The sequence below is a fragment of the Pseudomonas sp. NPDC087358 genome (assembly GCF_044900785.1).
GTDB lineage: Bacteria > Pseudomonadota > Gammaproteobacteria > Pseudomonadales > Pseudomonadaceae > Aquipseudomonas.
Genome location: NZ_JBJDOA010000007.1, coordinates 222,712 through 240,083 on the forward strand (window position 1 = coordinate 222,712; position 17,372 = coordinate 240,083).

Genomic DNA, 17,372 nt, shown 5'->3' on the forward strand with positions numbered 1-17,372 from the left:
AGTTACTCCTTTTTGTCTGTATGGCGAGTACCTAATACAACGTCTTAAATTATCGCAATCCGACACTGATATTTTTCCAGTGTCGGTTTGTTACTTTATGTGAGAGGATTTTAAAAGACTTGATAATGGTTACGTTCGCGAGCTTTCATATTTCCCGTTAATTAGAATCCTGATAAAGCTGCGAGGGTTTTAATTATCTAGACTTACCTAACCCCAACAACAACCTTCCCAACCGCCTTCCTCTGCCCCAATGAATCAATCGCTTCCCCCGCTTGTTCCAGCGGATAAACCTTCGACACCAGTGGTTTTAGCTTCCCTTCGCCATACCACGTGAATAACTGCTGAAAGTTTGCCGCGTTGTCCTGCGGCTGGCGTTGGGCAAACGAACCCCAGAACACCCCGACTACCGATGCGCCCTTTAATAGCGCCAGATTGACTGGCAGTTCCGGGATGCGGCCGCTTGCGAAGCCGACGACGAGGAGGCGGCCGTTCCAGGCGATGGCGCGCACGGCCTGGTCGAAGAGGTCGCCGCCGACGGGGTCGTAGATGACGTCGACGCCGTTGCCGTTGGTCAGGCGTTTGAGTTCGTCCTTGAGGCTGGTTTCGCTGTAGTTGATGAGTTCGTCAGCGCCGGCGTTTTTGGCCACGATGAGTTTGTCGGCGCTGCTGGCGGCGGCGATGACGCGGGCGCCCATGGCTTTGCCGATTTCTACGGCAGCCAGGCCGACGCCGCCCGAGGCGCCGAGGACGAGCAGGGTTTCGCCGGGCTGCAGGTTGGCGCGTTGTTTGAGCGCGTGCATGGAGGTGCCGTAGGTCATGCTGAAAGCGGCGGCGGTGGTGAAGTCCATGGCCTCAGGGATCGGCAGCACGTTGTAGCCCGCTACTGCGATCTGTTCGGCGAAGCTGCCCCAGCCAGTCAGGGCCATGACCCGGTCGCCGACTTTCAGGTGGCTGACTTTCTCGCCCACTGCCGCGACGACGCCTGAGGCTTCGCCGCCTGGAGAAAACGGAAAGGGCGGCTTGAATTGATATTTGCCCTCGATGATCAGCGTATCGGGGAAGTTGACCCCGGCCGCGTGGACGTCCAGCAGGATTTCGTTTTTCTTCGGTTCGGGGCTGGGAACGTCTTCCAGCACCAGATTTTCGGCAGGGCCGAAGGCTTTGCAGAGCACGGCTTTCATCGGGGACTATTCCTTTTCCAGTGATGGCCGATAAGTGTAGGTAGAGAGGTTGTGGGGTCAATCAGCATGCCCCTGCCTGATAGGCGTGCATAAGCTTTAGTAAGCTATGGCGCGAACCGGATTGAGGAGTGGACTGTGAAAGCGTGGATTCTGATGTTGTTGGCGTTGTCGATGCCTGTGATGGCGAACGAAGAGGGCGGCGAGAAGGAAGACCTGAACAAGGTCTCGTACGTCGCACTGACGCCGCCTTTCGTGGGCAACTATTCGCTGGACGGCAGCCCCAAGCTGCACGTTTACAAGGCTGACGTGGCGCTGCGCGTCACCGGCGCTGAAGCGCAGAAGCTGGTAAAGCAGAACGAGCCGTTGATTCGCAATCAGCTGGTGGCGCTGTTCACTCAACAGACTGTCGAGAGCATGGGTAACGTCGACGCCAAGGAAAAGCTGCGTCAGGAGGCGTTGAAGCAGACGCAGGAAGTGCTGACCCAAGAGACTGGCAAGCCGGTAGTAGAGGACCTGCTGTTCAATAACTTCATTGCACAGTAAGTGTGGCGGGCAAACCTCTGTAGCAGCGCGGCTTGCCGGCGGTAGCGATTCTGATGGCGCCACCGCCGGCAAGCCGAACGGCTACAGGTGATCATGCGTGCCCCGTCAATGACGTGGCGGCGCAATCGCGGGCAAGCGCGCCAAGGGCAGTGGATTATCTTCAGCGTAACGCCAGCACAGCTGCCCACTGCTCGGGCGTCACCGGCATGACGGAAAGGCGGCTGCCTTTTTGTACCAGCGGTAGCTGTTCCAGCGCGGCCTGCTGTTTCAAATGACCTAGACTCAGCACGTTCGGAAAAACCTCGACAAAGGCGACATTAATGGCGCTCCATGGGTTCTTGACGTCGCTGGCCTTGGCGTCGAAGTAGTGGCTCTCGGCGTCCAGGGCGGTAGGGTCAGGGAAAGCGGCTTCGATTATTTTGCCGATACCTGCAATCCCGGGTTCCGGGCAACTGGAGTGATAGAAAAAGAACTCGTCGCCGACGGCCATGGCGCGCAAGAAGTTACGCGCCTGGTAATTGCGAACGCCGTCCCAGCGCGCTTCCCCGAGCTTTTTCAATCCGGTGATCGATAGCTCGTCGGGCTCTGATTTCATCAGCCAATAGGCCATTTATAGCGGCTCCTTGATGGGAATTGGGCAGGTTGTCCTACGGTTTCATGACAAACCGACAGTCGGCTGGCGCCAGTATTTGCGTGTTGGTTCACGTTATCGCAGAATGCCGGGCTTTTCAGCGCTACACCGTTACACGGCCTACAGAAACAAGCCGTGAACGCCAGGTTTTGGTTTGCCAAAGGGGGGCAATCAATGCGACGCAAGCCGGATTTACTGTGGATATTGGTCATTTTGTTCGGCTTGGGTATTGTCACCACCGGTTACGCGCAAAGTCTGTGGGCCGCCAAGGCCGATGCGCCGGTTGAGATCACTCAGCAGCAGCAACCACAGCCTCGCCGCTAACGCCCCGCCTCACATGCACCCGTAGCAGTCCGGCTTGCCGGCGCTGGCGTCCGCAAAGTCGCTACCGTCGGCAAGCCGGGATGCTACAGGGTAGATCCAAGCGATCGATGTTGTTTCAGATTGAGTAATGGCAACTCACGCCATGTACCAACCTTTGTCCGACACCGTGCCCCGCAGCGGCACATCCCAACTGGCCACCGCCAGCTTCCCGACCTTCTGACACTCATGGGCAAGCCCGAGCAGCACGGGTTTCTGCCAGGCTTTGCGGCGCGCCTGATAGGCCAGGCTGCGATCATAAAACCCCCCGCCCATGCCCAATCGGCCGCCTTGGTCGTCGAAGCCCACCAGGGGCATCAAGATCAGATCCAGCGTCCAGATTTTGCGTTGGCGCCTGGGGCAGATGAGCGGCTCGGGAATTCGAAAGCGGTTAGGACGAAACGTTTCCCCTGGCCGAACCCGCTGGAACACCATCTTGGTCCGTGGCCAGGCGCTGAGCACCGGCAGGTAGGTTGCCTTGCCGCGGCGTTGAGCTTCACGCAGGAGCAGGCGCGGGTCAATTTCACCGTCCATCGGAAGATATAAAGAAATATGCCGAGCGCGGCGAAAAAGCGGGTTTTGAGCCAGTTGTCGGTACAAACCCTGCGCCGCTTGTCGCTGTTCTGCGCGATTGAGCGCACGGCGGGCCTTGCGTAACAGGCGACGCAATTGAGGGCGGGAAAGGGCAGAGGGATCGTTCAGGGAAGCGGCGCCAGAAGAGGTCATGCAGGCGAGTCCATGAGTTCAAGGGTGGATCGTGCAATCAGGCGATTCACGATCCCCATTGCCAGACAGGACGCCTGGCAATGGGTAGTAGATTCGAGACTCCCCGACGAACCGCTGTCGGTGTAGCCCTTGAACCCGAAAGTTCAAGGTGGAGATTGCAGGAGGCTTTAAGGCTTTCCGTCGAGCGGACATGCACACCAACCCCAACGTGCAACCCCCGTGGTTGTGCGTATCGGCTCAGGGACATGACCGACTGGCAAGCACTCCAGGGAGCGGTGGCAAGTATAACGAATCATGTCCGAACAATCAGCCTTGTGCTTTATCTGAATCCGTGGCAAGGACCAGGTCCACACGGTCCAGAAGGTCGCGCACCTGCTCTCGGGTCGAACCGCTGGCCTGGGCTTCAGGCAGTTCCTGTTTGTGCAACAGGTCGTGAGTAATGTTCAGTGCTGCCATCACTGCGATGCGATCCGCGCCGATGACTTTGCCGCTGCTGCGGATCTCGCGCATCTTGCCATCCAGGTAACGCGCGGCGCTGACCAGGTTGGTGCGCTCCTCCTGAGGGCAGATGATCGAATACTCTTTGTCGAGAATTTGCACGGTGATGCTGTTGCCATTACTCATGAGTCTTGCTCCAGGGCCTTGAGGCGCGAAATCATTGACTCGACCTTCTGCCGGGCGATTTCGTTCTTTTCGATGAGGTGAGCGCGTTCCTCGCGCCAGGTTTTTTCCTGAGCTAGTAGGAGTCCGTTTTGACTTTTTAGTTGCTCGACACGATTGATCAATAACTCCAGTCGGGCCATCAGCGCTTGCAGGTCGTTGTCTTCCATTGTTTTCCACTGATTACTTTCAGATGAGTGGTGCAGGAGCTGGCGTCTGGATTCGCCTTGGGTTTCGCCTGGATAGCTTGGGCGCGTCTGCCGGTGCTACGATACAAGGCCTTCATTCTAGACATTGCGCCGCTTGGCGCCTAGTTGCCCATGCCTAAACAGAATTCCCCGTACAACGCATTCGCCACCCTGCTGGAAAGCAGCGGTCATCCTGTCTCTCCTGCCGAGCTGCAGGGCCTGTTGCTGGGTCGCAGTTGTGCCGGTGCCGGCTTCGACGCCGATGACTGGATTGCCGATGCTGTCCTGCTCCTGGAAACACAGCCTGAGGCCAACGTCCGTCAGGCGTTGATCGGCTTGCAGGAGATGGTGAAAAACGAACTCACCGGCGACGACATCGCCGTCGTCCTGCTGCTGCCCGGTGACGATGAGCCTTTGGCCGATCGTACCGTGGCGATCGGCCAGTGGTGCCAGGGTTTCCTCAATGGCTTCGCCCGGGTCGGCAGTCAGTCGCTGAGCGATGATGCCCGCGACGTGCTGCAGGACCTGGCGGCCATCGCCCAGATCCAGGACGCTCTGGAAGAGTCCGAAGACGGCGAGAGCGACTACATGGAAGTCATGGAGTACCTGCGTGTCGCCCCGCTACTGTTGTTCACCGAGTTCAACAAAAAAGCCGCGCCTGAAGCCAAACCGTCTTTGCACTGATTGCTCATCGTTGCCGATCCGGTTGTTGCCGCCACCCGCGTCGATGACCGGAGCGCACCTCTGGAGGACCGTAGTTGCCCATGATCCATATCCCGAAAGCCGAATACGCCCGTCGTCGCAAAGCCTTGATGGAGCAGATGGAGCCCAACAGCATCGCCATCCTGCCGGCGGCTGCCGTGGCCATTCGCAATCGTGATGTTGAACATGTGTACCGTCAGGACAGTGATTTCCAGTACCTGAGCGGCTTTCCCGAACCTGAGGCGGTGATCGTGCTGATCCCTGGCCGGGAGTACGGCGAGTACGTGTTGTTCTGCCGCGAGCGCAACCCGGAGCGTGAGCTGTGGGACGGGCTGCGGGCCGGACAGGATGGGGCGATCAGTCAATATGGCGCCGACGATGCTTTTCCCATCACCGACATCGACGACATCCTGCCCGGCTTGATCGAAGGTCGCGACCGGGTCTACTCGTCCATGGGCAACAACCCTGAATTCGACCGCCATGTCATGGAGTGGATCAACGTCATCCGCTCCAAGGCGCATCTGGGCGCGCAACCGCCCAATGAGTTCGTTGCGCTGGATCACTTGCTGCACGACATGCGTCTGTATAAATCGGCGGCAGAAGTGAAAGTCATGCGCGAGGCTGCGCAGATCTCCGCGCGGGCGCATGTCCGGGCGATGCAGGCCAGCCGCGCCGGGCTGCACGAGTTCAGCCTGGAAGCGGAGCTGGACTACGAGTTTCGCAAGGGTGGGGCGAAGATGCCGGCTTACGGGTCGATCGTCGCCTCTGGCCGCAACGCCTGCATCCTGCATTACCAAGAGAACGACGCACCGTTGAAGGATGGCGACCTGGTGTTGATCGACGCCGGCTGCGAGATCGACTGCTATGCCAGCGACATCACCCGCACCTTTCCGGTCAGCGGCAAGTTTTCCGCCGAACAGAAGGCCATCTACGAGCTGGTACTCAAGTCGCAGGAGGCGGCATTTGCGGCCATCAAGCCGGGTAACCACTGGAACCAGGCCCATGAGGCAACGGTGCAAGTGATCACCAGCGGGTTGGTGGAACTCGGCCTGCTGCAGGGAGCCGTCGATGAGCTGATCGCCAATGAAGCGTACAAGGCGTTTTACATGCATCGCGCCGGGCACTGGCTGGGCATGGATGTGCACGACGTTGGCGAGTACAAGGTTGGTGGTGAATGGCGAGTGCTGGAGGTCGGCATGGCGCTGACGGTCGAGCCCGGCATCTATGTGTCGCCGGACAATCAGCATGTCGCGAAGAAATGGCGCGGTATCGGCGTACGAATCGAGGACGATGTCGTGGTGACCAAAAAAGGCTGTGAGATCCTCACCGTTGATGTTCCCAAATCGGTCGCCGCCATCGAAGCGCTGATGGCGGCTGCGCGGACCGAAGCTGCATGAGCCGCTTCAATCTGGCAATCGTGGGCGGCGGCCTGGTCGGAGCGAGCCTTGCGCTGGCGTTGCAGGCCGGGGCCAAGGCCCGAGGCTGGAAGATTGTCATGATCGAACCGTTTGCACCGGGCGATACCTATCAGCCGAGCTACGACGCGCGCTCGTCGGCGTTGTCGTTCGGCGCACGTCAGATCTACGAACGACTGGGCCTCTGGCAGCAGATCAGCCGACGTGCCGAACCCATCCTGCAAATCCAGGTGTCCGACAAAGGTCGCTTCGGTGCCGCGCGTCTGTCCTCAATGGAGGAAGGCGTGCCAGCGTTGGGTTACGTGGTGGAAAACGCCTGGCTTGGCCAATGCCTGTGGCAAGGGCTGGACAAGGACGTGGTCAGCTGGCGCGTACCCGCCGAAGTGAAACACATGCAGGCGCTGGCCGATGGTTATCGCCTGACCCTGAACGACGAAACCCAGCTGGACTGTGACCTGGCGGTGCTCGCCGATGGCGGTCGCTCCAGCCTGCGCGAGCAGTTGGGCATCGGCGTGCGCTCCACGCCCTATGACCAGAGCGCCCTCATCGCCAACATCACGCCCAGTGAGGCCCATTGCGGACAAGCATTTGAGCGCTTCACTGACGAAGGCCCGATGGCCTTGCTGCCGCTGCCGGAAAACCGCTGTGCGCTGGTCTGGACGCGCAAGGCAGATGAGGTGCAGCGTCTGATGGCACTGGATGACCGCAGCTTCCTCAATGAGCTGCAGGGCGTGTTCGGCTATCGTCTGGGTGCGTTGAAGCAGGTCGGCGTGCGTCATACCTATCCGCTGTCGCTGATTGAAGCCGAAGAGCAGGTGCGCTCGCACCTGGTCGTGTTGGGCAATGCCGCCCACAGCCTGCACCCGATTGCCGGGCAGGGCTTTAACCTGTCGTTACGCGATGCGGCCTCGCTGGCGGAGGCCTTGCTTGCCAGCGATGCGCTGCCGGGCGATCTGGCGACATTGCAGGCGTATCGGGACCGGCAGCGTCTTGATCAGAAGCTCACGGTCGGCTTTTCTGACCAGGTCACGCGCCTGTTCGGCAGTCAGCAGCCGCTGATCACTGCCGGCCGCAATATCGGCTTGCTCGGCCTGGACCTGCTGCCGTCGGCCAAGAGCTGGTTCGCCCGTCAGGCCATGGGCCTGGGGACGCGCGCCGATGTCTAACCCCTTCATTCATCAGTGGCGACTGCCACTCGCGGGAACGATTTAAAGCATGGAAACGCGCGCAGATCTGCTGATTGTCGGGGCCGGAATGGTCGGCAGCGCGCTTGCGCTGGCGCTGCAAAACAGCGGATTGAACATTCTGCTGGTCGATGGCAGCCCATTGAGCGTCAAGCCGTTCGACCGCGAAGCAGCGTTCGAACCCAGGGTCAGCGCCTTGTCGGTTGCCAGTCAACGCATCCTCGAGCGTCTGAACGTATGGGATGGCATCGTTTCACGTCGCGCCAGTCCGTATGGCGAGATGCATGTGTGGGACGGCAGCGGAACCGGCAAGGTGCATTTCTCTGCCGCAAGCGTGCATGCCCAGGTACTGGGGCACATCGTTGAAAACCGGGTCGTTCAGGACGCGTTGATCGAGCGTCTGCACGACTGCGATATCGGCCTGTTAGCCAATGCGCGGCTTGAGCAGATGCGCCGCTCAGGCGATGACTGGCTGCTGACTCTGGCCGATGGCCGGACCTTGCGTGCACCGTTGGTGGTGGCTGCCGATGGCGCCAATTCAACGGTCCGACGCATGACTGGAACGGCGACCCGCGAATGGGACTACATGCACCACGCCATTGTCACCAGCGTGCGCACGGCGCAATCCCACTGCAAAACCGCCTGGCAGCGATTCACCGATGATGGTCCGCTGGCTTTCCTGCCGCTTGAACGCGAAGGCGAGCATTGGTGTTCGATCGTCTGGTCGGTGACGCCCGCAGAATCCGAGCGTTTGATGAAACTCGACGACGAGGTGTTCTGCCGAGCGCTGGAAAAGGCTTTCGAAGGATGCCTGGGGCAGGTGATTTCGGCTGATCCGCGACTGTGCGTGCCGCTGCGCCAGCGTCATGCCAAGCGTTACGTGGCTGAAGGACTGGCGCTGATCGGCGATGCCGCGCACACCATTCACCCGCTGGCCGGGCAAGGCGTGAACCTCGGGTTTCTGGATGCGGCTGTTTTGGCCGAAGTGCTGCACAGCGCGGTCGAGCGCGGCGAGCGTCTGGCTGATCCGAAGGTGCTGAGCCGTTACGAGCGTCGGCGCATGCCGCATAACCTGGCGCTGATGGCGGCAATGGAGGGCTTCGAGCGCCTGTTCCAGGCTGACCCGCTGCCGGTTCGCTGGCTGCGCAACACGGGGCTGAAGATGGTCGATCAATCCGCCGAAGCCAAGGCGATGTTCGTGCGCCAGGCGCTTGGGCTGACCGGTGATCTACCGGAGTTGGCGAGGATCTGAACGCCAGCCAGTCTCTCACCAGATGTCCGTCATGAGCCCCTGCAACATCTGGTAACTGCTCAGTCCGGACTTCGGTTGAGATGCCAGATGCGATTCACTACCATTTCGCCTCATTTTGCCCTCTCTCTCGTAATCAGGAGACCTCAGCATGCAGGCGAGCAAGCGTATATTGGCTGTCCTGGCACTGCCCCTGCTGGGCAGTACCGCCCAGGCCGCTGATGAAGTGGTGGTGTATTCCTCGCGTATCGATGAGCTGATCAAGCCGGTGTTCGATGCCTACACCGCCAAGACCGGCGTCAAGGTGAAGTTCATCACCGACAAGGAAGCGCCGTTGATGCAGCGCATCAAGGCCGAGGGCCAGAACGCTACCGCTGACCTGCTGCTCACCGTCGACGCCGGCAACCTGTGGCAGGCCGAACAGATGGGGATCCTGCAGCCCTTCACCTCGCCGGTGATCGACGCCAATATTCCTGTGCAATACCGCTCCTCGACCCACGCCTGGACGGGCTTGAGCCTGCGAGCGCGGACCATTGCCTATTCGACCGACAGGGTCAAACCCGAAGACTTGACCACCTATGAAGCGCTGGCGGACAAGCAGTGGGAAGGGCGTCTGTGTCTGCGTACTGCCAAGAAGGTGTACAACCAGTCACTGACCGCCACCCTGATCGAAACCCACGGCGCCGAAGCCTCGGAGAAAATCCTCAAAGGCTGGGTCAACAATCTGTCCACCGATGTGTTCTCGGATGACATCGCGGTGCTTGAAGCGATCAACGCCGGGCAGTGCGACGTCGGCATCGTCAATACTTACTACTACGGTCGCCTGCACAAACAGAACCCTGATCTGGCGGTGCGGTTGTTCTGGCCCAACCAGTCGGATCGCGGGGTGCACGTGAATTTGTCGGGTATCGGCCTGACCCGCTACGCACCGCATCCGCAAGCCGCGAAGGCTCTGGTGGAATGGATGACCGGGCCTGAGGCGCAGACGATTTTCTCCGGCACCAACCAGGAATTCCCTGCCAACCCCAAGGTAGCGCCGTCTGAAGAGGTCGCGAGCTGGGGAGCATTCAAGGCCGACACCATCCCCGTCGAAGTGGCCGGGCGGCGTCAGGCCGAGGCGATTCGCATGATGGATCGCGCTGGCTGGAACTGACACCCCACCCCACTGTAGGAGTGAGCGTGCTCGCGATTGCGTCTGTTGCGCCGCAATCGGCCTGACACGGCGCAATCGCGAGCAAACTCGCTCCTACACGTCTGGATCTACGTAAAACCGAGAATCCCCCTTGGCCCATCCCGCCCAGCGTCGCTGGTACCCCCTGGTTTTTTCCATCGCCGCGCTGGTGCTCTTGCCGCTCAGCGTGTTGCTGTTGTCCTGGCAGACCATCGATCAGCAGATCTGGTCGCACCTGTGGCAAACCCAGATGCCACGATTGTTGGGCAACACCCTCACGCTGGTGGTTGGGGTGGGCGCCGGGGTGACCGTGCTGGGTGTCAGTCTGGCCTGGCTCACGGCGCTGTGTGAGTTCCCGGGGCGGCGCTGGCTGGACTGGGCATTGATGCTGCCGTTTGCCATCCCTGCCTACGTGCTGGCGTTCGTTTTCGTTGGCTTGCTCGACTTCGCCGGTCCCGTGCAAAGCTTGCTGCGTGAATGGTTCGGCACTGGCCTGCGTCTGCCTCGCGTGCGCTCGACCGGCGGGGTAATCATCGTCCTGGTGCTGGTGTTCTATCCCTATGTCTATCTGCTTGCCCGCACCGCCTTTCTCGCCCAGGGCAGGGGCCTGATGGAGGCGGCGCGGATTCTGGGGCAAACACCCTGGCAGGCGTTCTGGCGCGTGGCGCTGCCGATGGCGAGACCCGCTATCGGTGCGGGCATAGCCTTGGCGCTGATGGAAACCCTGGCCGACTTCGGCGCTGTTTCGGTGTTTAATTTCGACACCTTCACCACCGCCATCTACAAGACATGGTACGGCTTCTTCAGTCTGTCCAGCGCAGCACAACTGGCGAGTCTGCTGCTGTTGGCGGTGATGCTGGTGCTGTACGGCGAACATCGCGCCCGGGGCGCCAGTCGCCCGGGCAACGAGCGGCCACGGGTCAAGGCCCTGTACCGCCTGCATGGGCTCAAGGCGTTTGCGGCCAGCCTCTGGTGTGGATTGGTGTTCGCCTGTGCGTTCGTGGTCCCGCTGCTGCAGTTGCTGGTCTGGGTGTGGCAGCGTGGCCGATTCGACCTGGACGAGCGCTACACCGGCCTCATCCTGCACACACTCTATCTGGGGGGTATCGCAGCGCTGGTCACGGTCTGCGTCGCGATGATCCTGGTATTTGCCCGCCGCCTGGCGCCGACGCGGGCAATACGCACCGGGGTGGGTCTGGCCAATATCGGCTATGCCCTGCCGGGGTCGGTGCTGGCCGTCTCGATCATGCTGGCATTCAGTTATCTGGACAGAGAGCTGGTGGTGCCGCTTTCGAGCTGGCTTGGCGGCGCAGGCAAGCCTCTGCTACTGGGCAGTCTTGCCGCGTTGGTGCTGGCTTATCTGGTGCGTTTCATTGCCGTGGCCTATGGGCCGCTGGAAAACAGCCTGTCGCGCATTCGCCCGTCATTGCCCGAAGCCGCCCGTAGCCTGGGGGTCAGCGGGCCGCGTTTGTTTTACAGGATTTATCTGCCGTTGTTGGTGCCCGGCACCTTGAGTGCCGGGCTGCTGGTCTTCGTCGACGTGCTCAAGGAAATGCCGGCCACCTTGCTGATGCGCCCGTTTGGCTGGGACACGCTGGCCGTGCGGATCTTCGAAATGACCAGCGAGGGTGAGTGGGCGCGAGCCGCCTTACCCGCGCTTACGCTGGTGATTGTCGGTTTACTACCGGTCATTGGCCTGATCAGACGTTCGGCCAGACCGATCGCCTAGGTGCGAGGTCACAACCTTGCGGCTACAATGCGCCGCAATCGACGTGGTCTGTCAGACATTTCCGCAAGTTAACAAAGGTTCCAGACCCCAAGTCATGGGGGATTTGCGAGTGATGCGATTGACCACGTCTTCGCCAAGCCCGGAAGGAGAAACCCATGGGACAGCGTACGCCCCTCTTTGACCTGCACCTCGCGCTCGGCGCGAAGCTGGTTGATTTTGGTGGTTGGGATATGCCGTTGCACTACGGTTCACAAGTCGAGGAGCACCACCAGGTGCGTCGTGACTGTGGGATTTTCGACGTGTCGCATATGCATGTCCTTGACGTTTCAGGCAGTCAGGCCACGCAATGGCTGCAGTATCTGCTGGCCAACGATGTTGGCAGATTGCAGCTTGGGCGGGCGCTCTACAGCGCGATGCTCGACACCCAGGGCGGCATCGTCGACGACATGATCGTCTACCTGACCGACGAGGGGTACCGACTGGTGGTCAACGCCGCCACCGGCTCCAAGGATCTGGCCTGGATGAGCGCTCATGTTGGCGACTTCGACGTGCAGGTGACTCATCGACCCGAACTGGCCATGCTGGCGATTCAGGGCCCCCACGCCCGGCAGAAAATCGCCGAACTGGTGACTCAACACCGCGCAGAGCTCATCCACACGCTCAGGCCCTTCGAGGGCCGGCAGGAAGGTGACTGGTTCATTGCGCGCACCGGCTATACCGGCGAGGACGGGCTGGAAATCATTCTGCCAAGCGATCAGGCCTGCAGTTTCTTCAATGACATGGTTGGCGCGGGTATCTCGCCGATTGGCCTTGGGGCGCGCGATACGTTGCGTCTGGAGGCGGGCATGAATCTCTATGGGCAGGAAATCGACGAGCAGGTTTCGCCGCTGATCTCCAATATGGCGTGGACCATAGCGTGGTCGCCCAAGGATCGCGATTTCATTGGTCGGGCTGCGCTGCAAGCCGAACGATCAGAGGGTATCGCGTCCAAGCTTGTCGGGCTGGTGCTTGAAGAGCGAGGTGTTTTGCGCGCGCATCAGGTCGTCCGAATAGCGGAAGTTGGCGAAGGAGAGATTACCAGTGGTAGTTTCTCTCCTACGCTAAGCAAGTCGATTGCCCTGGCGCGCGTTCCGATGGCCACCGCTGACCGTGCCGAAGTCGAAATTCGCGGCAAATGGTACCCGGTCCGAGTGGTGCAGCCGACGTTCGTACGTTACGGCAAGGCGCTGATCTGACCCATATTTCATAAGTAACCCCTGGCGGGTTTCTCCGCTGACCTGATGATGTAGAGAGGATAAAGACATGAGTGATATTCCCGCCGAGCTGCGTTTTGCCGAAAGCCATGAATGGGCAAAAAAAGAGGGTGATCTGATTGTTGTCGGTATCTCCGATCATGCGCAGGAAGCGCTGGGCGACGTGGTATTCGTTGAGCTGCCGGAAATCGGCAAGGTGTTCGCAGCCGGTGACGCTGCCGGCGTGGTGGAATCGGTAAAAGCCGCTTCCGATATCTATTCACCGGTTGCCGGTGAAGTGGTTGAAGTCAACGAAGACCTGGGCGGTGCCCCAGAAGAGCTGAACAATGCGCCTTACAGCGCGTGGATCTTCAAGCTCAAGCCAGCCAATGCCGAGGCCGACCTGGCCAAGCTGCTGGACGCTGCAGCTTACAAAACCGCCATCGGCGAGTAAGCACGGGCGCAAACTGCGCACTTTCTCGCACGAACAAAAATGCCGCTGAAACCAGCGGCATTTTTGTTTATGACCGGCTTGCTGTTACTGCTCGGCGACGAGGTTCTTGGCCAGAATCGCATTGGCCAGATCCATGTCCGAGGCTTTCAGGCCGGGATTGTCCTTGCGGACCTGATCCATGGCCGCTTCCAGATACGGCCCACGGATATCACCATTGCTGGCGACGAAGCTGCCAGCGTCATCCTGTGCCGCGACGATCAGCTTGTGATGCCGGAAAGTAAGGTAGGTGGAGCCAGTGGTTGCGCCAGACGAAAGGACGTCGCGCAGAAAGCCGTCAGCCATTGCTGAACCGATCGGCAGGGAAAGCAACGCTAACGTGGCTACAGCAAGTTTTACACGCATGACGGGTACTCCGACTTTGGTTGTTCTGAAACGGTTTGATATGCCCGGACATGATTCAGTTCCATTGCCGCCCGGGGTCAAACCACTTCGACCCTCAAAATAGCGCCGTCCTGCGCGATCACCCGCACCTGACTTCCCGCCGGCGTGTCGGGGCCCACCACCATCCATACACCGTCGCCCACCTTGATCTTGCCGCGCCCGCTGACGATGGCGTCATGCACCACGAAGGTTTTGCCAATGAGTTCCGAGCCACGCATGTTCAGGCCCGGCTGATCGGACTTGCGCAGCACGCTGCGTTGGCGCCTCCACCAGTACAACGCGGTCAGAACCGAGAGCACGGCGAACAGCAGAAACTGCAGCTCCCAACTCATGGCCGGAATGATGTAAGTAAGAATGCCGACGCCGGCAGCCGCCACGCCTATCCACAACAGATAACCGCCTGCGCCGAACACCTCCAGGATAAGCAGCACGGTGCCGAGCCCCAGCCAGTCCCAGAACGACAGGTGTTGCAGGTAGTCCCACATGGCTCAGACTCGCTTGCCGGTTTCGGCCCTGCTCTTGTCGAGAGTGCCCTTGTCGAAGGTTGCCTTGACGATCTCGCCAATGCCGCCGATGGCGCCGATCATCTGGCTCGCTTCCAGCGGCATGAGAACCACTTTGCTGTTGTTGGCCGAGGCCAGCTTGCCCAGCGCGTCGATGTACTTTTGCGCAACGAAATAATTGATGGCCTGCACGTCGCCAGCGGCAATCGCTTCGGACACCACCTGCGTTGCGCGGGCCTCGGCTTCGGCCTGCCGTTCGCGGGCTTCGGATTCCAGGAACGCCGCCTGACGCTCGCCCTCGGCTTCAAGAATCTGTGCCTGTTTCTTGCCCTCGGCAGTGAGGATCGCCGAAGCGCGAAGGCCTTCGGCCTCGAGAATCTGCGCGCGTTTGATCCGTTCGGCTTTCATCTGGCCGGACATGGCCGCCATCAAATCAGCCGGCGGGCTGATGTCCTTGATCTCGATGCGGGTGATCTTGATGCCCCACGGCGCGGTGGCTTCATCGACGATGCGCAGCAGACGCTCGTTGATCCCGTCGCGCTGGCTGAGCATGGCGTCCAGCTCCATGGAGCCGAGCACGGTACGAATGTTGGTCTGCAGCAGGTTGCGGATCGCATGTTGCAGGTTGTTGACCTCGTAAGCCGCCTGGGCGCAATTGACCACTTGGTAGAAGCATACGGCGTCTATCTGCACGGTGGCGTTGTCAGAGGTGATGACTTCCTGGGGCGGGATATCCAGCACGGTTTCCATCATGTTGATCCGGTGGCCGATGCGGTCCACGATCGGCACGATGATATTCAACCCGGGTTTGAGGGTGTTGGTGTAGCGGCCGAAACGCTCCACGGTCCACTGATAACCCTGGGGCACGACCTTGAAGCCCATGAACACGATGGCAATGGCCAACGCGACGAAAAGCAGAACCACACTACCGATTTGCATAACCAATCCCTGTTGATGATTGCGGGTGAAAAGACGATCCGGCAGAGAGTACGGTGATCGCAATCCGCTCTGCGAATATTTGTTGTTTCAAAAAAGCTCTTCGGGGAGGCAGCACAGCCTCGTCAATGATCCTTCCCACGCTGCGCCTGGTAACGCCGCTGCGGACGCTCTGCGTTCAACCGACGGCGACGCGCAGCGTCAGGCATTCCCACGCGGAGCGTGGCCACGATCAAACCGCTAAGGCTCTGTGGTGAAGAATAGCTCGCGCATCAGATTGAAGACGGTGGTCTTCAGCGCGGTGTCCAGTGACGCCCAGGCCAGGCCTGTCACTGCCCGATAATCGCCTAGCTGCAAGGGCCGCGACACTACGTCTGGCGGCAAGGCGCGGCCTGCGTGATGAGGCAACAGACCGATGCCCAGCCCCGCCGCTACCAGTGCCAGCATGGTGGTGAACTCTCCCAGTTCGTCCGCTACTTCCAGCTTGCCGCCTTGCTCGGCGATAGCCCGTAGCAGCCCGTCATGAAAGCCCGCTGCATACCGTCGGGCCAGCATCAGCACCGGCAATTGAGCCAGCATTGCGGCTTCGATCACCGAATGCGCGGTCAGTGGATGATCGGCAGGCAGCGCGACAATGATCGTTTCTCGCAGCACGACCTGGGTCTGCACCCCGGCGTGCGGAGCTGGCAGGCGCATCAGACCGAAGTCCAACTGGCCGCTTTTAAGGGCCCGGATCTGGTCGGGACCGGGCATATCCTTGAGTTCCAGGGTGATGCCGGGGTAGCGCTGGTGTGCCTGACGAATCAGCATCGGCAGCAATTGCGGCAATACTGATGAAACAAAGCCCAGGCGAATTCGCCCGGTTTCTCCGCGTCCCAGGCCTCTGGCCACGTCGGCCGAATGCTGCGCCTGATGCAGTGTCGCGCGCGCTTCATCGAGAAACAGCCGACCCACCTCCGTAAGCGTCACCGAGTGGCGGTTGCGGTCGAGCAGACGAACCCCCAGCCAGGCCTCAAGGGCTTTTATCTGCATGCTCAAGGCTGGTTGCACGATGGCCAGTCGTTGCGCCGCACGACCAAAGTGCAGCTCCTGCGCCAAGGTGACAAAGGCCCGCAAATGCTTGAGTTCCACGAAGTCTTCCTGAGTAATCAAAATCCGTGATCAGGACATCATCAATCACCATTGGACGGTGCCCGAGGTTTGCGCTGAAGTACCATCCCAGCAGGATGATGAGCGTACCGATGAATCATCACAACCGGTGATTCGATCAACGCCGCACAAACCGGAGAATCAACTATGTCTGTTCTGCAAAGCTTTCGTCTCGACGGCAGGGCCGCGCTCATTACCGGTTCCAGCGCCGGCATTGGTCTGGCAATCGCTCGCGGCCTGGCCGAGGCGGGCGCCAGGGTCATCCTCAACGGGCGCAATGCCGATACGCTGCAGTCAGCGGCTGCGGTGCTGGTCGCCGAGGGTCACGACGTCCACACTCAGTGCTTTGATGTCACCGACATCGAGGCTGTCGCCGCTGCGGTGCAGGACATCGAAACGCGTGTCGGGCCGCTGGAGATTCTGGTCAACAACGCCGGCATTCAGCGTCGCGGAGCATTGGCGCAGTTCACCGCAGCGGACTGGCACGAGCTGATGCGGACCAATCTGGACAGTGCATTTTTTGTCGGTCAGGCCGTGGCTCGCTGCATGATTCCCCGAGGCCGTGGGCGCATCATCAATATTTGCTCGGTGCAGAGTGAGTTGGGCCGGCCGGGCATCGCGCCCTATGCCGCGAGCAAGGGCGCGCTGAAGATGCTGACCAAGGGCATGGCGATTGACTGGGGGCAGTTCGGTTTGAACGTCAACGGCATCGGCCCTGGCTACTTCAAGACCGAGCTCAATGCCGCCCTGGTGGCCAACCCTGAATTCAGCGACTGGCTGGTCAATCGCACCCCCAGTCGTCGTTGGGGTGAGGTATCGGAGCTGGCCGGCGCCGCGGTGTTCCTGGCCTCCGATGCTGCCAGCTTCGTCAACGGCCACATTCTTTACGTCGATGGCGCCATCACGGCGTCGTTGTGA

20 protein-coding genes and 1 other RNA gene are annotated in these 17,372 nt (G+C 60.4%); 11 read left to right on the forward strand and 10 right to left on the reverse strand.

All coding sequences use genetic code 11. The annotated features are described in order from the left end of the window. Positions 1-203: 203 nt before the first annotated feature. Positions 204-1,181, reverse strand: a complete 978-nt coding sequence (locus tag ACI2KS_RS18155) for an NADPH:quinone oxidoreductase family protein (RefSeq protein WP_404622359.1) — start codon at positions 1,179-1,181, stop codon at positions 204-206. A 135-nt stretch (positions 1,182-1,316) separates the two neighbouring features. Between ACI2KS_RS18155 and ACI2KS_RS18160 the strand changes: the two genes are divergently transcribed. After that, a complete protein-coding gene (locus ACI2KS_RS18160; RefSeq protein ID WP_404622360.1) occupies positions 1,317-1,724 on the forward strand; it encodes a flagellar basal body-associated protein FliL in 408 nt (135 codons plus the stop codon). Between the two features lie 160 nt (positions 1,725-1,884). Here the strand turns inward: ACI2KS_RS18160 and ACI2KS_RS18165 are convergent, their stop codons facing one another. Next, a complete protein-coding gene (locus tag ACI2KS_RS18165) occupies positions 1,885-2,334 on the reverse strand; it encodes an EVE domain-containing protein (protein WP_404622361.1) in 450 nt (149 codons plus the stop codon). Positions 2,335-2,490: 156 nt separating this feature from the next. On the opposite strand from ACI2KS_RS18165, the gene ACI2KS_RS18170 reads away from it, so the two are divergent. Next, positions 2,491-2,679, forward strand: a complete 189-nt coding sequence (locus tag ACI2KS_RS18170; RefSeq protein ID WP_404622522.1) for a hypothetical protein — start codon at positions 2,491-2,493, stop codon at positions 2,677-2,679. A 135-nt stretch (positions 2,680-2,814) separates the two neighbouring features. Here the strand turns inward: ACI2KS_RS18170 and ACI2KS_RS18175 are convergent, their stop codons facing one another. The 4 genes from ACI2KS_RS18175 to ACI2KS_RS18190 all read right to left on the reverse strand — a co-directional run bounded on the left by ACI2KS_RS18175 (position 2,815) and on the right by ACI2KS_RS18190 (position 4,271). Beyond that, positions 2,815-3,441 carry a 5-formyltetrahydrofolate cyclo-ligase gene (locus ACI2KS_RS18175; RefSeq protein ID WP_404622362.1) on the reverse strand — a complete coding sequence of 209 codons (627 nt, stop codon included), beginning with the start codon at positions 3,439-3,441 and terminating at the stop codon, positions 2,815-2,817. Positions 3,442-3,537: 96 nt separating this feature from the next. Then, a non-coding RNA gene (gene ssrS / locus ACI2KS_RS18180) (6S RNA) lies at positions 3,538-3,716 on the reverse strand. A 31-nt stretch (positions 3,717-3,747) separates the two neighbouring features. Further along, a complete protein-coding gene (locus tag ACI2KS_RS18185) occupies positions 3,748-4,065 on the reverse strand; it encodes a cell division protein ZapA (RefSeq protein WP_404622363.1) in 318 nt (105 codons plus the stop codon). Beyond that, on the reverse strand, positions 4,062-4,271 hold the full coding sequence (locus ACI2KS_RS18190; protein WP_062379587.1) for a TIGR02449 family protein: 210 nt from the start codon (positions 4,269-4,271) through the stop codon (positions 4,062-4,064). The genes ACI2KS_RS18185 and ACI2KS_RS18190 overlap by 4 nt, the downstream gene beginning before the upstream one ends. A 150-nt stretch (positions 4,272-4,421) precedes the next feature. Between ACI2KS_RS18190 and ACI2KS_RS18195 the strand changes: the two genes are divergently transcribed. The 8 genes from ACI2KS_RS18195 to gcvH all read left to right on the forward strand — a co-directional run bounded on the left by ACI2KS_RS18195 (position 4,422) and on the right by gcvH (position 13,425). After that, entirely contained in the window at positions 4,422-4,973 is a 552-nt protein-coding gene (locus tag ACI2KS_RS18195; protein WP_404622364.1) for a YecA family protein, read from the forward strand. An 80-nt stretch (positions 4,974-5,053) separates the two neighbouring features. Beyond that, positions 5,054-6,388, forward strand: coding sequence for a Xaa-Pro aminopeptidase (gene pepP, locus ACI2KS_RS18200; RefSeq protein WP_404622365.1), 1,335 nt, complete (start codon positions 5,054-5,056; stop codon positions 6,386-6,388). After that, positions 6,385-7,572: a 2-octaprenyl-6-methoxyphenyl hydroxylase gene (gene ubiH / locus ACI2KS_RS18205; RefSeq protein WP_404622366.1), complete on the forward strand. Its 1,188-nt coding sequence runs from the start codon at positions 6,385-6,387 to the stop codon at positions 7,570-7,572. The genes pepP and ubiH overlap by 4 nt, the downstream gene beginning before the upstream one ends. Before the next feature lie 49 nt (positions 7,573-7,621). Next, entirely contained in the window at positions 7,622-8,842 is a 1,221-nt protein-coding gene (locus ACI2KS_RS18210) for a 2-octaprenyl-3-methyl-6-methoxy-1,4-benzoquinol hydroxylase (protein WP_404622367.1), read from the forward strand. Positions 8,843-8,990: 148 nt separating this feature from the next. Continuing rightward, positions 8,991-9,992 (forward strand): extracellular solute-binding protein, encoded by a 1,002-nt coding sequence (locus ACI2KS_RS18215; protein WP_404622368.1) that lies wholly within the window; start codon positions 8,991-8,993, stop codon positions 9,990-9,992. 130 nt (positions 9,993-10,122) lie between these two features. Then, the gene (locus tag ACI2KS_RS18220; RefSeq protein WP_404622369.1) at positions 10,123-11,739 is read left to right on the forward strand and encodes an ABC transporter permease; all 1,617 of its coding nucleotides are present in this window, start codon (positions 10,123-10,125) and stop codon (positions 11,737-11,739) included. Between the two features lie 155 nt (positions 11,740-11,894). Then, positions 11,895-12,974, forward strand: a complete 1,080-nt coding sequence (gene gcvT / locus ACI2KS_RS18225) for a glycine cleavage system aminomethyltransferase GcvT (protein ID WP_404622370.1) — start codon at positions 11,895-11,897, stop codon at positions 12,972-12,974. A 67-nt stretch (positions 12,975-13,041) separates the two neighbouring features. Continuing rightward, complete coding sequence (gene gcvH / locus ACI2KS_RS18230; protein WP_404622371.1) at positions 13,042-13,425, forward strand: glycine cleavage system protein GcvH; 384 nt, start codon at positions 13,042-13,044, stop codon at positions 13,423-13,425. 84 nt (positions 13,426-13,509) lie between these two features. Here the strand turns inward: gcvH and ACI2KS_RS18235 are convergent, their stop codons facing one another. The 4 genes from ACI2KS_RS18235 to ACI2KS_RS18250 form a co-directional block, all read right to left on the reverse strand. Then, a complete protein-coding gene (locus ACI2KS_RS18235) occupies positions 13,510-13,827 on the reverse strand; it encodes a DUF2388 domain-containing protein (protein WP_404622372.1) in 318 nt (105 codons plus the stop codon). 77 nt (positions 13,828-13,904) lie between these two features. Next, entirely contained in the window at positions 13,905-14,351 is a 447-nt protein-coding gene (locus ACI2KS_RS18240) for an NfeD family protein (RefSeq protein WP_404622373.1), read from the reverse strand. A gap of 3 nt (positions 14,352-14,354) precedes the next feature. Further along, positions 14,355-15,308 carry an SPFH domain-containing protein gene (locus tag ACI2KS_RS18245; protein ID WP_404622374.1) on the reverse strand — a complete coding sequence of 318 codons (954 nt, stop codon included), beginning with the start codon at positions 15,306-15,308 and terminating at the stop codon, positions 14,355-14,357. Between the two features lie 237 nt (positions 15,309-15,545). Beyond that, complete coding sequence (locus ACI2KS_RS18250) at positions 15,546-16,436, reverse strand: LysR family transcriptional regulator (protein WP_404622375.1); 891 nt, start codon at positions 16,434-16,436, stop codon at positions 15,546-15,548. A gap of 165 nt (positions 16,437-16,601) precedes the next feature. Here ACI2KS_RS18250 and ACI2KS_RS18255 point away from each other — a divergent pair, with 165 nt between their 5' ends. Beyond that, positions 16,602-17,372, forward strand: coding sequence for an SDR family oxidoreductase (locus ACI2KS_RS18255; protein ID WP_404622376.1), 771 nt, complete (start codon positions 16,602-16,604; stop codon positions 17,370-17,372).